This window comes from Flavobacterium sp. P3_A6 (assembly GCF_056403035.1).
In genome coordinates, this window is record NZ_JBFUGG010000018.1 from 90,286 (window position 1) to 108,111 (window position 17,826).

Here is a 17,826-nt window from a genome sequence, read left to right on the forward strand (position 1 = left end):
TATTTTGAAATTGTTACTATATTCGATTTTAAAGCGGTGCCCGTACTTGGCGCTATTTTCTTTTTAAGATTTTTATTTATTTCGTAGATGCCAAGGTCAATTTACCACTCTTAAGCCCGGCACCATTTACTTCAAGTTGCACATCACCAGCAGTTGTTGTCGATTTTACAAGCACTACCAATTTTCCGCTAAAAAGTTTCATGGTATCTTTATGAAACATTTCGAGTGAAGTGGCATCGCCATTGCAGGCAGCCCTATATGTACCCGCTCCTGCAACCTTAAATTTTAACTGGTTAGCCGCTGTAGGACAAGGAATTCCATTTTTATCAACTAAAGATACGGTTACGAAAGAGATATCTTCGCCATCGGCAGTGATTGTTTTCCTGTCTGCGTCTAAAACAATTTGATAAGGCTTGCCGGCAGTACGAACTTGTTCTTCAGCAACAGCTTTACCGTTGTCGTCAAAAGCCACAACTTTTAGCGTTCCTGGCTCATATTTCACATCCATCCACATCAGACGATAGCGGTTCTGAGGTGTGCTTTTGTTTTTTTTCTGCACTCCCATACTTTTGCCGTTAACAAAAAGCTCTGCGCTGTTGTAACTCGTATATACAAAAACGGGAGTTGTCTCTCCTTCACGGCCTTCCCAGTTCCAGTGTGGCAGAATATGAAGTGTTGATTCTTTTGTATTCCAACGGCTTCGGTATAAATAATAACGGTCTTTAGGCAAACCAGCTAAATCGTTAATTCCAAAATAAGAACTTCGAGACGGCCAGCTTTCATCATAAGGCGTCGGTTCTCCTAAATAATCAAAACCAGTCCAAACAAACTCTCCAATTACCCAAGGTTTATCATCTTGAAGCACAAAATCCTCGTCAGGTATATTCGACCAGCTGCAGGCTTCCAAATCATAAGAGGAAGACTGAAAATCAGGATACTGCTTCATTTTTTCCTGAACCACAGGGAATTTATAAATCCCTCTTGAACTAACAGTTGAAGCTGTTTCTGAACCTAAAATAAACCCTTGCGGAAATTTTTTAAATGCTTCATCATATAAATTCAAACGATAATTCAGCCCTGGAACATCCAGCAAAGCTCCAAAACCAGATTCCATAGTCGCTTTTACCTGATCCATACCAACAGTTACCGGACGTGTCGGGTCTTCTCTATGAAATATTTCCTGTAGCCATTTGGCACGTTTTACGCCAGCTTCTCCCCGTTGATCAGGCACTTCATTTCCAGAGCTCCACATCACGATAGAAGGATGGTTTCTTGCTGCCTGCACTAAACTCACGATATCTTTTTCGGCATAATCCTCAAAAAAACGATGATAGCCATTTTCTACTTTTGGCTTTGCCCATTCATCAAAACTCTCCGCTAGAAACATAAAACCCATTTCATCCGCCAGCTCAAGCTGTTCGAAAGAGGGCATATTGTGCGAACTGCGAATCGCATTACAACCTAGATCTTTTAATATCACCATTTGCCTGCGTAACGCAGCTTTATTTACTGCAGTTCCGAGGGGACCAAGATCATGGTGAAGACAAACTCCTTTAAATTTGGTTATCTTTCCATTAAGACTAAAGCCTTTGTTGGGCTCGTATTTTATTTCCCGAATTCCAAAACGTGTTGAAATCTCATCTTTCAGTTCTTTTCCAACATACAATTGGGAAACCGCTTTATAGAGATAAGGAGTTTCGGGACTCCACAATTTTGGCTTTTCTACTTTTATATTTTGATCGAACTCCTTTCCAAATTGTACAGTCGACTCTTCCGAACTTAATTTATGTCCTTCGGCATCAAAAATAGTGGTGATTAAACGGCTATTTTCCCCAGAAGTTTTTGTCTTAATATTAACTTTAGCAATTGCTGAACTTATAAAAGGCGTAGTTACAAACTGCCCCCATTGGTCAATGCTTTCGTTATTTTTTATAATAACACTTACTTTTCGATATAAACCAGCACCAGGATACCAGCGTGAAGCAAATTCTTTATTTGTAAGCTTTACTGACAATGTGTTCTCTCCTTCTTGTATAAATTGGGAAACATCAAAATAAAAATAACTATAGCCATACGCCCATTCTCCAACTTTTTTTCCGTTCAGATACACTTGAGGTTCACTCATTGCACCTTCAAAAAGCAAAATTATTTTTTTACCTTTTAAATCTTTAGGCAATGTAAATTTATTGCGGTACCATGCTGTTCCAATATGCGGTAAAGCTCCAGTTCGCCCTGTTTTTTCGGTAGCTGTTTTTTCTCCGTTTTGAACAATGGCAACATTCTGTATATCTACATTTTTATCAAAAGGCCCGTAAATTGCCCAATCATGCGGAACCGTTACGGATTCCCATTTCGAATCATTAAAATTTACTTTATATGCCTCTTCAAAATCGCCTTTTTGAAATTTCCAATTGGTATCTAAGACTTTAATCTCTCGTGTTTGAGACAAAGCCATTTGGGTAAATGCCAAGAATACAACAAGAATACTTATCAGTTTCTTCATTTTTAAACCTATATAATTATTTAATATCATAGAATTAAAATTTGTTCATCTCTATTCTCTTGCTTCCGCAAAAAGCAAAATGCTTATCTAATCAAACCTATTCTTTAAACGCATCCAGCGCCATAGACGGTTTCCCATCCGATTTCCAAGCACTTAATTCGTAGTGGCTCCAAGATTTTGCTCCTTCCGGTTCCCAGTAAATTACGCCTAGCCCTTTGTTATTTGGCACTGCTTTTACCGCTTTTATAACAGCGACTAACATATCGTGCGTATTTTGTTCCAAAGTATCAACGCCGCCAACCTCAACAATCATAACTTCCTTCTCATATCTGGCCGACATGTCATTTAGATTATTAGCTAAATCAGCAATGTTTTCTTTATAATCCGTTTTAATCCAAAAAGGATAATATGACAATCCAATCACATCATACTTTACATTATTAGCTTTGGCATTATCAAAAAACCATCTGAATTTTTTACTGTTATTTCCTTCGTCTAAGTGAACAATAACTTTTATATTTTTATCTGCCGCTTTGGTTGCATCATATCCTTTATTGAGCAATTGTGCCAACTGATTAAAGTTGTCTGTGCTTCCTTCCGGCCATAACATTCCTCCTGGAATTTCATTTCCTACCTGCACCCATTCTGGAGTTACGCCTGCTTTCTTTAAAGCTTTCAAAACATCTTCAGTATGAAAATAAACATCATTTAGCAGCTCTGAAAAAGTATGATTTCTCCATTCCAGCGGTTTGTTTTGTTTCCCTGGATCAGCCCATGAATCGCTATAATGAAAATCAATCATAATACGCATTCCCATCTTTTGAGCGCGAACTGCCATTGCTACTGTTTCTTCTTTGCTGCAGTGTCCGCTTGCTTTGTCATTCGAAGGGTTAACCCAAACACGCAATCTAATTGTGTTGACACCTCTGTCTTTCAGCAATTGCAGACAGTCTTTTTTGGTCCCGTCAGCATCATAAAACTGATAACCGGAAGCTTCCATTTGCGGCAGCCAGCCTACATCGGCTCCTTTTGCAAAAACATTCTCTTTAGTCTTTTCTACTAGTGTATTGGTTGTACCGCAAGAAAAAGCAAACGTTATAAGAATCCCTATTGAAAACAATATCTTTTTCATGTTATACTGTTTTTTAATTCAAATTAAAAACCTGAAAAACCGGTAATGATTTATTACTAAAATCATATAGTGCTTGATTTTCAAACGTAGAACCATTGCTGGCTGCACTTCCTTTGAAAGCAATCCATTCTCCTCCCCAGTAAGCAAATCCAATACCGGATTTAGAAGTTTTTACAAGATCCTTGATTGCCAGCATATAATTCTTTTGCCCTTCGGGAGTTGCAGCATAACCCGAAACCAGCTGATCGTTTTGACCTACTATATTATTTGTAGCATCATTCCAACTTAAAGTAAACGGATAAGCAGTTTCGGCAATGAGGATTTTTTTGCCAAATTTAGTTCCCAAAGCATCGATAGTACTTTTGACAGCTGCCAAATCTTTACCGTGCCAAATAGGATAGTAAGAAAGTCCAATATAATCGTAATCTACAGAGTTTACTTTTCCAAAAAACCAATCCGTATCCGATGCTTTAACACCAGCATAATGAATCATGATTTTTGTTTTTGGGGCTTTACTTCGAATTGCAGCACTCGCTGTTTTTAATAAATCAATACACTGCGCTTCTTGATTAATCAAATGTCCTTGAGGCCAAAGTAAACCGCTGTTTATTTCATTTCCTATTTGAATAATATCAGGATTAATCTCGGTTATAATTGTAGAAGTATAAGCAGCAACAGCCGTTTTCAAGTCTGCAAAAGATAAATTTTTCCACTCATCCGGAGTAGTCTGAGTCCCTGGATCGGCCCAAGTATCAGAGTAATGAACAGTAAGCCAAACTTTCAAACCAGCTTGTTTTACACGAGTTGCAAGAGTTTTAACTTCTGTCAATCCCGAATGTCCATTAGCTGGATTTTTCCATAAACGGATTCTGATAGTATTACATCCTGAATTTTTTAAAGTGGTAAGCATATCTTCGGCTTTGCCATTATTTGTAAAAACAACTCCAGCACTTTCAATTTCAGGAAGAAATGAAATATCGGCAGCTCTAATGAAATCATCAGACACAACAGGCGGATCTACAACAGGTGTATCCCGAGAATCACTGCCAGAACAAGCAAACTGAATAACTATTAAGGCTAAAAGTGACAATATGGTTAAGATTCTTTTCATACCTGTATATATTTTAAAATGCTTGAAATTTATAAATCGTATTATGAACATATTCCTCTCCTTTTTTAAGGACCGCACTAGGAAAATGTTCGTGATTTGGTGCATCGGGAAAATTTTGTGTTTCAAAACAAATACCGCTTAACGGATGATAATCGGCATTTTCTTTCCCTTTTATTACATTTTGACAATTACCGCCAACATAGATATGAACTCCTGGCTGATCTGTAAATACTGTCATTTTTAAATTATTCTTTTTACTCAATAATGAAGCAGCAAACTCATTTTTTTGAGTTATCACAAAAGTGTTATCAATTTTGGCAGGGCATTTTTTTGGTGTTAAAAAATCAAAAGGAGTATTTTCAACTTCCAAATACCTACCAGTTGGTATATTTTCAGCTGTGGTTTCCAGCATTTGATTTGTATTTACAACTAATTCCTGATCTTTAACATCGAATAAATGACCATCCAGATTAAAATAACTATGATGTGTTAAATTCACTACGGTATCCTCGGACGTCTTGGCACTATACTGAAGAATCAGCTCATTTGTTTCGGTAAGCGAATAAGTAAGCTCGACAGTTAAAGTCCCTGGGTAATTTTCCTCATTTGACGGACTGGAATAACTCAAAGTGATTGCCGGATTATCTCCTTCTATTACTTTTTCGACAGTCCAAACCTTTTCGCTAAACCCCGTAATACCGCCATGTAAGGAATTATTATTGTTGTTTTTATTCAAATGTATTTTCTGTCCGTTCAATTCAAAAACACTGTTATTGATTCTTCCTGCATAGCGCCCTACAGTAGCGCCCATATATGGAGCGCCTTCCAGCTTAAACGACTGCAGATAATTCTCTAAAGTATCAAATCCCAAAACAACATCAGTAATCTCACCGTTTTTCAATGGCACTTTCAATTCTGTAAGTGCAGCCCCGTAAGTGATTACCTTTAAAGTCATTCCATTTTTATTAGCTAATTCATAAGAGTATATCTCATCTCCATTTGGAATGAAGCCAAAGAAATTCTTTACAAAAGGAGCCGTAATTTGTGAATTGTGTTTTATTTGCATTGTTTTATTATGAAATTGCAAAATCAAAAGTATGATAAAATTCAAATTAAACATACCAGTACCTACCAGTTTTTGAATCTTAAAAAAAGGAGCTGCCTGTACTGGGACAGCACCTTTTTGTCTTAGCTTGTTTATTTAAGAACAATTTTGCATATTTAGGCATAATAACCAGCAACAAACGATACTTTTACCTTATTCGTTTGATGATTTAGTTCCGCAGAAACATCCTGTTCGAATAGCTGACCAAGTTGTTGAGTTAATTAATATCCAGCCTCTTTTATTTAAAAACATACAGCAAAGAAGGCAATCCAAGCTATCATCCAAAGATGCTGCTCAAAGTGGTGTTATATTTTTTTTGTATAAAGAACCAATCCTAATAATTTCAATATCAATCTAATACATCTCATTTTCATTAAAATTTAAAAAAAATCCCTTATCATAATATTGATTTTATTGTAAAATCAATATGCAATTTGACCAAAAACAGTGTTAATTGTTTTTTTGATTATTTTTTTATGAATTATGAAATTTCAAAATCATGTACTGAATTAAAATTTCAATACCAGTACCTACCAGTTTTTAGTATATTTGTAAAAAACCAATTTCTCCTATGAAAATTATTTCAATCCAAAACAATCTCGGTATCCCAAAATACAAGCAAATTATCAATTCCATTGAAAAGGCAATTGAGGAGGGAAAACTTACAAAAGGAGATAGGCTCCCATCTGTAAATAAAGTGTGCTTAGAATTTTCATTATCCCGGGATACGGTCTTGTTAGGGTATGACGATTTAAAAAAAAGAGGTATAATTTATGCCATTCCGGGAAAAGGCTACTATGTCAAAAGTATTGAAATCACTATAAAACAAAAAATATTTCTGCTTTTTGACGAGCTTAATATTTTCAAAGAAGACATCTACAATTCGTTTTTAAAAAACATTGGAAAGAATGTTCAGGTGGACATTTTCTTTCATCATTTTAATGTTCAGGTTTTTCAAAAATTGATTAATGACTGTAACGGAAATTATACTAAATACATCATCATGCCTACTAACTTAATCGATGTAGCCCCTTTTATAAAAACCCTGCCAGTAAATGATGTAATCATCTTAGATCAGACAAATGAAGAATTAAAATCTTATCCAGCAATATATCAAAATCACAAAAAAGACATCTTCGAGGGACTCCATAAAGGCAAAACAAGACTCAGTAAATATAAAAAATTCATTATGATTTTCCCAGGTTTCAGAGAACCGCCAGCAATGAAAATCGGGTTTGAAAACTATTGCACTGAACATGCCATTAACTATGAAATCATACAGGAATTTACGGACAATGACATCACAATTGGAAGCGTTTACATCATTCCAAATGACAGAGATCTCGTTCGGGTAATTGAGAAAGCCCGAGAACAAAATCTAAAATTAGGAACTGACTTTGGTATCATTTCCTATAATGAAACTCCATTAAAAAAAGTAGTCTCTAATGGAATTACAACTATCTCAACCGATTTCAGCACTATGGGAAAACTGTTAGCACAAATGGTTCTTCATGGAAAAAAAGAACAAATTGAAAACAAGTGCGCATTAATTATTAGAAATTCGCTGTAAAACAAAATAAGAAGATTACTGCTAATCTTCTTATTTCAAACTTAACTAAAACTAAACCAAATTTATTATTACTTGTTTTTATATCTTAAAAAACTTCATAATCAGATTTTTACAATATCCATACCCAGAGCAAAAGCTCCAGGTATAAATAAATTACCAAAATTTTTTTGCTTTTCGTTTAATGATTTTTTACAACTCAATAAACAACACCAAATGCAATTTTATTAAACCAATAACAACAAACCACTGTATTATTGAATCTACAAGTACAAAGTAACGACTATCCTAAACACTTTTAGGGGGGCAAATTAGCAAAAAATATAGGTCAAAATCGTAATTTTCTATAACAACAAAGAATACATCATACCTTTTAATTGAATTAAAAAACTAGAGAGGCAAGAATAAAAACAGATTTTAATTCCAAAAATCAAAACCATCTGGTAATCCAGTTAGCCCCATTGTTACTCTTTAGCATCCGGTTCTTAAAATAAAACGGAATTCAGAACTCATAAAAGCTTTCTTTAAAACAAAAATTACCAGACTCCTAATTTTTTGGCATTTTTTTTATCAAGTTGATTTGTTTGTTTGCTTTTTTAAATTACTTTTACAAATGTAAAAAACACACTTATATTAAATATACTTCAAGAAGTGTCCAAAATTACATTGCAATTCCGATAAGTATTTAAATACTAATCGAAAAAGAAGTGCAAAAACTGGCTAAACACTGGAATTAAAAACAAATTTTAAGATTTAATAGTAACATGATAAACATTTTCAGCTTTCAAAAACAAAAAAAAAAATTCCTGGGACTACTGCTTGTCTGCTTTTCAGCATTCCCGGCATTCGCCAATAACCCGAAGGAAGCCTATATATTTTCCTACTCATCAGGAAAAAGCTTCGACGGACTCCATTTTGCCTGGAGTATTGACCAAATCAACTGGCATCCCATAGGATCAGAATACAGTTATATACATTCCGATTATGGGACATGGGGATCCGAAAAAAGGATGGTTTCGCCAATACTGTTTTCTGGCGCTGACGGACAGTGGCATTGTCTTTGGAGCCTTAATGAAAAGGACGGAACTTTTGCACATGCAGCATCCAATGACCTTCTTTATTGGGGTCGTCAATCATATCCTCCAGTTATGGCTAATAAAAACTGCCTATTACCAGAGGTGGCTTACAATAAGGAAAAAGAAGAATATATCATCACATGGTTAAGCAAAGACCAGACAGAAACAAAAGCTTGGTGCACGACAACCAAAGATTTTAAAAAATATTCGGATACCAAAAACATTCCTGTATCCGAACATAAAAACTCACGAAGCACCTTCTTTATTTCCGGAAAATCAGAAACTGGGTCTGTCAATAAAGTAGCTTGGAGCATTGTAGAAGGACTTATCAAAACCCAACAATTGTCAGTCTATAAAAATCAGCTTTGGTCAGAAACTACCAAAACTGATGCTGAACGTTTTGCCGGATTGAAACCTATAGAAGCCAAGTTTACTGTGGATGCATCAAAAAACAAAAAGATTAGCAACACCTTGTTGGGAATCTTTTTTGAAGACATCAATTATGCAGCAGATGGCGGTCTTTATGCCGAACTGGTTCAAAACAGGGATTTCGAATACAACATTGCCGACACCAAAGGCAGAGACAAAACCTGGAACAGTACCAAAGCCTGGAGCCTGAAAGGAGAAACATCAAAATATCTTATCGATTCTATAAACCCAATCCATCCTAACAACAAACATTATGCAAAACTTTCGATTAAACAGCTTGGAACGGCATTAATCAATGAAGGTTTTGACGGCATTGCGGTTAAAGCCGGCGAAAAATATGATTTTTCAGTATTTGCACGTATAGCTGATGGCAAAGCAGGCAAGCTTCTTGTGCGCTTAATTGGTACGAATGGAGAAGTTTATGGAGAAACAGCAACCCAAACAATTACTTCCGATTGGAAAAAATACAACTCTACCATTACTGCCAAAACAACAGCAGCAAATGCCAGTCTGGAAATCGTTCCGCAAATGACGGGAACATTGGATTTAGACTTGATTTCGCTTTTCCCCCAGAAGACTTTCAAAGGACATAAAAATGGATTGCGTGCCGATTTAGCTCAAACATTGGCTGACTTAAAACCTAAATTCATGCGCTTTCCGGGAGGCTGTGTTTCCCACGGAGACGGAATAGGAAACATTTATAACTGGAAAAACACCATTGGGCCGCTTGAATCACGCAAACCCATACGCAACCTTTGGGGATATCATCAAACTGTTGGTTTAGGGTATTTCGAATATTTTCAATTCTGCGAAGATGCTGGCGCTGCACCATTACCCGTAATTGCCGCTGGAGTGCCCTGCCAAAATTCCTCAACCGGTGGAGCCGGACAGCAATGCGGTATCCCAATGGCCGAAATGGAAAATTATGTACAGGACATTCTTGATTTGGTCGAATATGCCAATGGCGATGTAAGTACCAAATGGGGTAAAAAACGTGCCGAAGCCGGACATCCTAAACCTTTTAACCTGAAATACATAGGCATAGGAAATGAAGACCTTATTACCGATATTTTTGAAGAACGTTTCACTATGATCTTCAAAGCAATGAAAGAAAAACATCCTGAAATAACCGTAATCGGAACTGTAGGACCAAATTTTGAAGGCACTGATTACCAAGAAGGCTGGGATATTGCTTCAAAACTGGGCGTACCCATGGTAGATGAACATTACTATCAGCCTCCAGGCTGGTTCATCTATAATCAGGATTATTATGATAATTATGACCGCACGAAACCCAAAGTATATCTGGGAGAATATGCCTCTCACCTGCCAGGAAGACCCAATAATATAGAAACAGCCTTATCCGAAGCCTTATACATGACCTCCTTAGAACGTAACGGTGATGTGGTAAGCATGTCTTCTTATGCGCCACTATTAGCGAAAGACAAACATACGCAATGGAATCCCAACCTGATTTATTTCAACAATACCGAAGTAAGACCAACAGTAGGTTATGAAGTACAAAAACTTTATGGACAAAATGCTGGTGACCAATATATTCCATGCGAAATAAACCTTTCAAACAATCAGGAAAATGTAAAAAACCGTATTGCCATATCAGTTGTTCGTGACTCCAAAAGCAATGACCTGATAGTAAAACTGGTTAACCTTCTGCCGATTACTGTCAGCACATCAATTGATTTGAAAAACAGCAGTCTGGAAAATACACAGACGGAAAAAACAGTATTAAAAGGTGAACCAAGCGACAGAAATGCAAGACCGGTTGTCACTGCCTGTTCTGTTTCAGAATTAATGAATACACAATTACCTGCATACTCATTTACTGTATACCGCATTAAAACGGTTGGCACAAATAAATAAAATTCAAAAAACATGATACAAAATAGTATTAAAAAATCGATTTGGCTAGGACTGATATTGGTTTCAGCAACTGCCGTTTACGGGCAGTCAGCCAAACTTGAAAGTTTTCCATTGTCATCGGTGCGTTTGCTTGACAGCCCTTTTAAAGCAGCCCAGCAAACTGATTTAAAGTATATTTTATCCCTTGATGCCGACCGCCTTCTGGCTCCTTATTTCAAAGAAGCTGGTTTAGAAACCAAGGCGAAAAATTATCCCAATTGGGAGAATACTGGTCTTGATGGCCATATTGGCGGACATTATCTTTCGGCTCTGTCTGAGATGTATGCGGCAACAGGCAATCAGCAAATAAAGGAAAGATTGGATTATATGATTAACAGTCTGGAAAAATGCCAGCAAAAAAACGGCAACGGATACATTGGCGGCGTTCCGGGAAGCAAAGCATTATGGGAAGAAATTGCCAAAGGAAAAATTGAAGCCGGAAGCTTTTCACTGAATAATAAATGGGTGCCATGGTACAACATCCATAAGGTATATGCAGGACTGGATGATGCTTATACTTTGACTGGAAATGAAAAAGCCAAAAAGATGCTGATAGAGCTTTCGGACTGGTGCCTGAATCTTACTGCAAATCTTACTGATGACCAAATCCAGCAGATGCTGCGCAGTGAACACGGTGGCATGAACGAAGTTTTTGCCGATGTAGCAACAATCACTGGTGATAAAAAATACTTGGTTTTGGCACAAAAATTCTCCCACAAAGCCATTCTTGATCCGCTTTTAAAAAACACTGATGCTCTTAACGGAATTCATGCCAATACGCAAATTCCTAAAGTAATAGGTTTTATTCGCGTTTCCGAGGTTTCAGGCGATAAAGAATGGGCAGATGCAGCCAACTTTTTTTGGAATACGGTGGTAAATAACCGAACGATTTCTATCGGAGGAAACAGCGTCAGAGAGCACTTTAATCCAACAACCGATTTTTCCTCTATGCTGGAATCGAGAGAAGGCCCAGAAACCTGCAATAGTTATAATATGCTCAAACTGAGTAAGCATTTGTTCCTTGCTAATCCTTCTTCAAAATATATGGATTATTATGAGCGCACAACATACAACCATATTCTGTCATCCCAGCATCCTGATGGAGGATTCGTATATTTCACTCCTATCCGCCCGCGTCATTACAGAGTGTATTCAGAACCGCAGCAGTCTTTCTGGTGCTGTGTGGGTTCTGGTTTAGAAAATCACGGAAAATATGGAGAACTTATTTATGCCCACGACAAACAAAATCTTTACGTTAATCTGTTTATTCCTTCAACCCTGAATTGGAAAGAAAAAGGAATTACCATAACTCAAAACACTAAGTTCCCGTTTGAAGAACAATCTTCTATTACGCTAACATTAAAAAAAGCACAGCAATTTGCCATTAAGTTCCGTTATCCTTCATGGGTCGAAGACGGAAAAATGAAAATTACGGTCAACAACAAAGAAGTTAGCATTTCAAAAGACCAGAATTCTTATGTTTCCATTGAACAAAAATGGAAAACAGGAGACGTAATTTCGATTATTTTACCAATGCAAAACAAAACAGAACAGCTTCCGGACAAATCGGCTTGGGTTTCTTTTCTGCACGGTCCTATCGTACTGGCGGCAATTACAGACACTACAGACCTTAAAGGTTTAATAGCTGATGACAGCCGTATGGGACATATTGCCAGCGGACCAATTTACCCAATAGAAGATGCACCTCTGCTGGTTTCCAATAATGCCGATTTAGCCGCTTCCTTGAAAACTGTAGCTGACAAATCCTTTACTTTTTCTGCATCAGATATTATTTATCAAGACAAATACAAAAACCTGCAGCTCGTTCCGTTCTTCCAAATTCACAATGCGCGATACATGCTGTATTGGCCATACACTACTCAGGAAAAATTACCCGAAATACAAAAAGCGATGAAAGAACGGGAAGAAGCTCAAATGAAATTGGAAGCACTTACTGTTGATGTAGTTACTGCAGGGGAACAGCAGCCAGAATCAGACCATAATTTCAAAGGGGAAAAGACGGATACTGGAATGTTTAAAGAACGTCATTACCGTAACGGACAGGGTTTCTTTAGTTATGATTTGAAAAATTCACTTCTGGAAGCCCAAAAAGTACGCATTACATATTTTGGTGCAGACAAAGACAGAAATTTTGATGTTTTGATTAATGATGTTTTGGTTACATCAATAAATATGGATGGATCCGAAGGAAATCAGTTTATAGACAAGATAATTGAACTTCCAGCAGCAATTATTGAAGGAAAGCAAAAAATGCTGCAGATACAATTTAGGGCAAAGCCAAATTCATCTATTACTGGTATTTATGAAGTACGCTTATTAAAGTAGAACAATTATTTAATTCAGTAAGAAAAGATTGATTAGACTTTAGACTATGGTAACTTTATATACTGCAAAAAAGAAATAATAAAATTCAAATAAGATAAAAATGAATAAGTTTTCACCGCTATTTTTTTTATTAGCATTTATCTGTTTAGTGCCCCGTATTTCAAAAGCTCAAGACAGTAAAATAGTAAAAAAAGGCACTGTTGTCCATACGCAGCTTTATGGACACTCGCTGGAAAGTAATTTGAGTAATGATGCAGCTGAGAGATCAATTTGCGTTTATCTGCCGCCCAGTTATAAGCAGTCATCAAAAAAACGCTATCCCGTTGTCTATTTTTTACATGGTTTTACGGATAATGATACCAAATGGTATGGACTCGAAAAGCACTGGATAAATCTTCCTGCAATTTTAGATTCTTTAAATTCGAATGGGCATCAAGAGATGATATTTGTTACGGCAGATGCTAAGACACGTTTTGGTGGCAGTATGTATTCAAATTCAGTCACTATTGGTAACTGGGAAGATTACATCTCCACTGAATTGGTGAATTATGTTGATTCACATTACCGCACTATAGCTAAAACATCTGCAAGGGGAATAGCAGGTCATTCTATGGGAGGATATGGCGCGTTACGCATCACGCTAAAACACCCGGAAATTTTCTCAGCGGTATATTTGTTAAGCCCAGCAAGTCTGGCACCATTTAAAACAGTAGCTGGACCAAATGATCTCGCTAAAATGGAAACCGTGAAAACAGTTTCTGATTTCGAGAAAGCTGATTTTGCGCTTAAATACGCTTTTGCATCAGCTGCCGCTTGGTCACCAAATCCCAATAACCCGCCATTTTTTATCGATCTGCCTGTACAATCAGGCAAGCCTATTGCAGAAATCATGGCTAAATGGAGCGCTAATGCACCTTTAGTTTACATTGACCAATACATCTCTTCACTTGCCAAAATGCAGGCAATAGGTTTTGATGCAGGTGATAAAGATGCGGCAATAGCGCTAACAGTAAAAAGTTTAGATTCAACATTAAATGCCTATAAAATTCAGCATAGTTCAGCAATTTATGAAGGGACACACATAGATCATATTGGGCAAAGAATTAAAGATGTTATGGTTCCTTTTTTTGAAAAAAATCTAAAATATTAGATTATATAATTAGAAATATAGACCGCCGTTGGGTAAAAGCAAATTATTTGTATTTGATCTCTGTTTTATTAATGTAATTTAAATTGATTACCATATGATTAACAAAGAAAACCAAATGACCATAAAAAGTAAAGTGGCTGTTCTTGCCTTTGTAGGCACTTTTCTATTTGTCAGTTTAGGCCAAGCTTTTTCACAAACTTCTGAAAAACCAGTCGAAGTAAAAATAATGCTGGACAAACCAGTTGGTGATATGTATCCAATGTGGGCATGGTTTGGCTACGATGAACCGAATTATACGTACATGAAAGACGGCAAGAAGCTGTTGTCCGAATTGGCAGCGCTTTCTCCTGCTCCAGTATATGTTCGAGCACACAGTTTGCTGGTAAGCGGAGATGGAGTTGCAGCACTTAAATGGGGCAGTACAAATGCGTATACGGAGGATGCCGAAGGTAACGCTATATATAACTGGAAAATTGTCGACAGTATTTTTGACACCTATATCAAGCGCGGTATGAAACCGCTTGCTCAGATTGGATTTATGCCACAGGCATTGAGTACACATCCAGAACCGTATAAACATTCTTGGAAACCGGGTGATCCTTACAGTGACATTCTTACGGGCTGGGCTTATCCGCCAAAAGATTACAACAAATGGGCTGAACTGGTTTACCAATGGGTGAAACATAGTGTGGAACGTTATGGCAAAAAAGAAGTAGAAAGCTGGTATTGGGAAGTGTGGAACGAGCCTAACGGTTACTGGAAAGGCACTATGGAGGAATTCTTTAAACTATACGATTATTCAGCAGATGCCGTGAAAAGAGCACTTCCAACAGCAAAAATCGGCGGTCTTAATATAGCTGGAACAAGAAGCGAAAATGCCCAAAAGTGGACAAACGCTTTTATACAGCATTGTATCAACGGCACTAATTATGCAACAGGTAAAAAAGGAGCACCTCTGGATGCTTTTCTTTTCCACGCAAAAGGAAATCCAAAATTAATTGACGGCGTAGTGCGAATGGATATGTCTCCGCAATTAAAAGATATTTCCACCGGATTCAGAATTGCATCATCTTATCCAGAAACCAAGAATCTGCCCATAATCATTGGTGAAAGCGACCCCGAAGGATGTGCCGCGTGTGGTATGGCTACCAACCCTCAAAATGCCTACCGAAACGGTACAATGTATAGCAGTTATACCGCCGCATCGTTTGCTAGAAAATATCTGCTGGCCGATAAATATAATGTCAATTTCCTAGGTGCTGTTTCCTGGTCGTTCGAATTCGAAAACCAGCCTTGGTTCTATGGTTTCCGTGATTTAGCTACAAACGGCGTAGACAAGCCGGTACTGAATGTTTTCCGTATGTTTGGCAAAATGAGCGGTAAGCGTGTAGCTGTAGAAAGCAGCCGAATGACGCCATTGGATGCCATTGTAGAGAGCAGCGTACGTGGTAATCAGTCCGAAATTGGCGCGCTTGCCAGCATTGACAAAAAAACAGCCGGTATAATGTTGTGGAATTATCATGACCTTGACCAGCAGGGAACTCCAGAACCAGTTAAGGTAAGTATCAGTGGTGTTAAAGCTAAGAAAGTAACACTCACCCATTACACCATAGACAGCCAGCGCAGCAATTCATACGAGGTTTGGAAAAAAATGGGCTCACCGCAAAATCCTACAGCCGAGCAATTAGCTACACTCGAAAAAGCGGGGCAATTGGAAACCGTTGGGAATCCACAAAAGCTAGACGTAAAAGCAGGTAATTTATGGATTGACATCGTTCTGCCAAGACAAGCTGTATCATTGTTGAAACTAGACTGGTAAGCTATTTAGTATCATACACTGATGCAATACAACCAGAAATTATAAAACAAAGACTCAAAAATTAAACATTTCACAAAATTTCTATCCCAATCAAAATGAAAACCACCCTCCTGATTCTAATAAATGTATTGTTTGCCGTGAATTCATTTTCTCAAAATGATACCTTGAACGCCCCTAAGGCAGTATTGCCAGACGTTTATGCTGATCCTCATATTACTTCTTTCGGCAAGAAATTCTATATTTATCCAACGACCGATGGTTCGGAAGGATGGAAATCCACCAGCTTTACTTGTTGGTCCTCCAAAGATTTGGTAAAATGGAAATTCGAAAACGTAATTCTTGATTTGCCTAAAGACATCAGCTGGGCCAAAGAACGGGCTTGGGCTCCAGCGATAGCTTTTAAAAACGGAAAATATTATTATTACTTTTCGGCAGACACAAATATTGGTGTGGCGGTTTCAGATAAACCGACAGGTCCTTTCAAAGATGCACTGGGAACACCTTTAGTAAAAAAAGGCATGCTCAAAGGACAAATGATAGATCCAATGGTTTTTACTGATGACGACGGCTCGGCCTATTTATACTTTGGTCAAGGGAATTGCAATATGGTAAAGCTAAACGATGATATGATTTCGTATGATGCCACAAAAATTATAACCATAAAGCCAAAAGGATATAATGAAGGTTCATTTGTATTTAAAAGAAAGGGGAAATATTATTTGATGTGGTCCGAGTTTGATACCCGTGATCCAAGATATTCTGTTGCTTATGCCACTTCCGATTCACCTTTAGGCCCTTTTACAAAAGCTGAAGGTTATCCTGTTTTAAAGGGCAAAGGTGTTGTTAAGGGAGCTGGGCATCATTCGGTTGTAAAAGTTCCAGGCAAAGACGAATGGTACATTGCCTACCACCGTTTTAAAATTCCAGATGGCAACGGCTATAATCGGGAAACTTGTATTTCCCCGATGCGATTTGACAATGAAGGCAACATATTACCTATTGAGGTTTTCGAAAAAATTAAACCGGTAAAAATTCAAGATAAAGATTGAATTTAATTTATTGATTCCATGTAATTTGTGACTGTTTTTCTTTAAATACTAACATAATTTAGTAAAGAAAAACAGTCACATTTCCTTTTTTATTAGCCTTAAGCCCAAAAGTTAAAAAATGATATTTTCTTTTTTGCTATTGTAAAACAAATTTACCTATATTTGCAAATGTATTTTTTACACTTATTATTTTATTCTTCCTTACACTCTCAAAAATAGCCTGTTATTCGAGAGTCAAATCAATATCAGAACAAAATAATAAACTCTTATTATTTAATTAAAGCGGTTAAAACAAAACTGTTTTATATTGTAAAATAGTTTATAAAAGATTTTGGAAAAAGATAAAACGTCTTATCAAAAATCTTAACTCCAAAAAAACACCAATACTGTTATTAAAAAATTAACACCATAAATTATGAATAAAAAAATTGACAATTTAGCCTCAGACAACATAAGAGCTCTGGCTATATCCATGGTAGAAAAAGCAAATTCAGGGCATCCGGGAGGTGCTATGGGAGGCGCTGATTTTATGCATATTTTATACACTGAATACTTAGATTTTGACCCATCCCAGATGGATTGGCCTTTCAGAGACCGTTTCTTTATGGATGCGGGACAC

10 protein-coding genes and 1 pseudogene are annotated in these 17,826 nt (G+C 37.1%); 7 read left to right on the forward strand and 4 right to left on the reverse strand.

Features of this window, described 5'->3' with window-relative positions:
• Positions 1-76: 76 nt before the first annotated feature.
• The 4 genes from AC1DVP_RS16105 to AC1DVP_RS16120 form a co-directional block, all read right to left on the reverse strand.
• Positions 77-2,503, reverse strand: coding sequence for a DUF4982 domain-containing protein (locus AC1DVP_RS16105; RefSeq protein WP_477184510.1), 2,427 nt, complete (start codon positions 2,501-2,503; stop codon positions 77-79).
• Positions 2,504-2,600: 97 nt separating this feature from the next.
• On the reverse strand, positions 2,601-3,635 hold the full coding sequence (locus AC1DVP_RS16110) for a glycoside hydrolase family 53 protein (RefSeq protein ID WP_477184511.1): 1,035 nt from the start codon (positions 3,633-3,635) through the stop codon (positions 2,601-2,603).
• 13 nt (positions 3,636-3,648) lie between these two features.
• Positions 3,649-4,746, reverse strand: coding sequence for a glycoside hydrolase family 53 protein (locus AC1DVP_RS16115; RefSeq protein WP_477184512.1), 1,098 nt, complete (start codon positions 4,744-4,746; stop codon positions 3,649-3,651).
• 13 nt (positions 4,747-4,759) lie between these two features.
• A complete protein-coding gene (locus tag AC1DVP_RS16120; protein ID WP_477184513.1) occupies positions 4,760-5,812 on the reverse strand; it encodes an aldose epimerase family protein in 1,053 nt (350 codons plus the stop codon).
• A 610-nt stretch (positions 5,813-6,422) separates the two neighbouring features.
• Between AC1DVP_RS16120 and AC1DVP_RS16125 the strand changes: the two genes are divergently transcribed.
• The 7 genes and pseudogenes from AC1DVP_RS16125 to AC1DVP_RS16155 all read left to right on the forward strand — a co-directional run.
• Entirely contained in the window at positions 6,423-7,421 is a 999-nt protein-coding gene (locus tag AC1DVP_RS16125) for a GntR family transcriptional regulator (RefSeq protein WP_477184514.1), read from the forward strand.
• A 761-nt stretch (positions 7,422-8,182) separates the two neighbouring features.
• Positions 8,183-10,804, forward strand: a complete 2,622-nt coding sequence (locus tag AC1DVP_RS16130) for an alpha-L-arabinofuranosidase C-terminal domain-containing protein (RefSeq protein WP_477184515.1) — start codon at positions 8,183-8,185, stop codon at positions 10,802-10,804.
• Between the two features lie 12 nt (positions 10,805-10,816).
• A complete protein-coding gene (locus AC1DVP_RS16135) occupies positions 10,817-13,189 on the forward strand; it encodes a beta-L-arabinofuranosidase domain-containing protein (protein WP_477184516.1) in 2,373 nt (790 codons plus the stop codon).
• Positions 13,190-13,289: 100 nt separating this feature from the next.
• The gene (locus AC1DVP_RS16140) at positions 13,290-14,339 is read left to right on the forward strand and encodes an alpha/beta hydrolase (protein WP_477184517.1); all 1,050 of its coding nucleotides are present in this window, start codon (positions 13,290-13,292) and stop codon (positions 14,337-14,339) included.
• A 94-nt stretch (positions 14,340-14,433) separates the two neighbouring features.
• Positions 14,434-16,158 carry a GH39 family glycosyl hydrolase gene (locus AC1DVP_RS16145; protein WP_477184518.1) on the forward strand — a complete coding sequence of 575 codons (1,725 nt, stop codon included), beginning with the start codon at positions 14,434-14,436 and terminating at the stop codon, positions 16,156-16,158.
• 95 nt (positions 16,159-16,253) lie between these two features.
• Positions 16,254-17,207, forward strand: coding sequence for a family 43 glycosylhydrolase (locus tag AC1DVP_RS16150; protein ID WP_477184519.1), 954 nt, complete (start codon positions 16,254-16,256; stop codon positions 17,205-17,207).
• Between the two features lie 415 nt (positions 17,208-17,622).
• A pseudogene (locus tag AC1DVP_RS16155) lies at positions 17,623-17,826 on the forward strand (transketolase); the annotation flags it as partial.

Bases quoted from the DNA above. Each gene is read 5' to 3' on its own strand.
- AC1DVP_RS16105 (WP_477184510.1), bottom strand. From the start codon at position 2,503: ATGAAGAAACTGATAAGTATTCTTGTTGTATTCTTGGCATTTACCCAA.
- AC1DVP_RS16110 (WP_477184511.1), bottom strand. From the start codon at position 3,635: ATGAAAAAGATATTGTTTTCAATAGGGATTCTTATAACGTTTGCTTTT.
- AC1DVP_RS16115 (WP_477184512.1), bottom strand. From the start codon at position 4,746: ATGAAAAGAATCTTAACCATATTGTCACTTTTAGCCTTAATAGTTATT.
- AC1DVP_RS16120 (WP_477184513.1), bottom strand. From the start codon at position 5,812: ATGCAAATAAAACACAATTCACAAATTACGGCTCCTTTTGTAAAGAAT.
- AC1DVP_RS16125 (WP_477184514.1), top strand. From the start codon at position 6,423: ATGAAAATTATTTCAATCCAAAACAATCTCGGTATCCCAAAATACAAG.
- AC1DVP_RS16130 (WP_477184515.1), top strand. From the start codon at position 8,183: ATGATAAACATTTTCAGCTTTCAAAAACAAAAAAAAAAATTCCTGGGA.
- AC1DVP_RS16135 (WP_477184516.1), top strand. From the start codon at position 10,817: ATGATACAAAATAGTATTAAAAAATCGATTTGGCTAGGACTGATATTG.
- AC1DVP_RS16140 (WP_477184517.1), top strand. From the start codon at position 13,290: ATGAATAAGTTTTCACCGCTATTTTTTTTATTAGCATTTATCTGTTTA.
- AC1DVP_RS16145 (WP_477184518.1), top strand. From the start codon at position 14,434: ATGATTAACAAAGAAAACCAAATGACCATAAAAAGTAAAGTGGCTGTT.
- AC1DVP_RS16150 (WP_477184519.1), top strand. From the start codon at position 16,254: ATGAAAACCACCCTCCTGATTCTAATAAATGTATTGTTTGCCGTGAAT.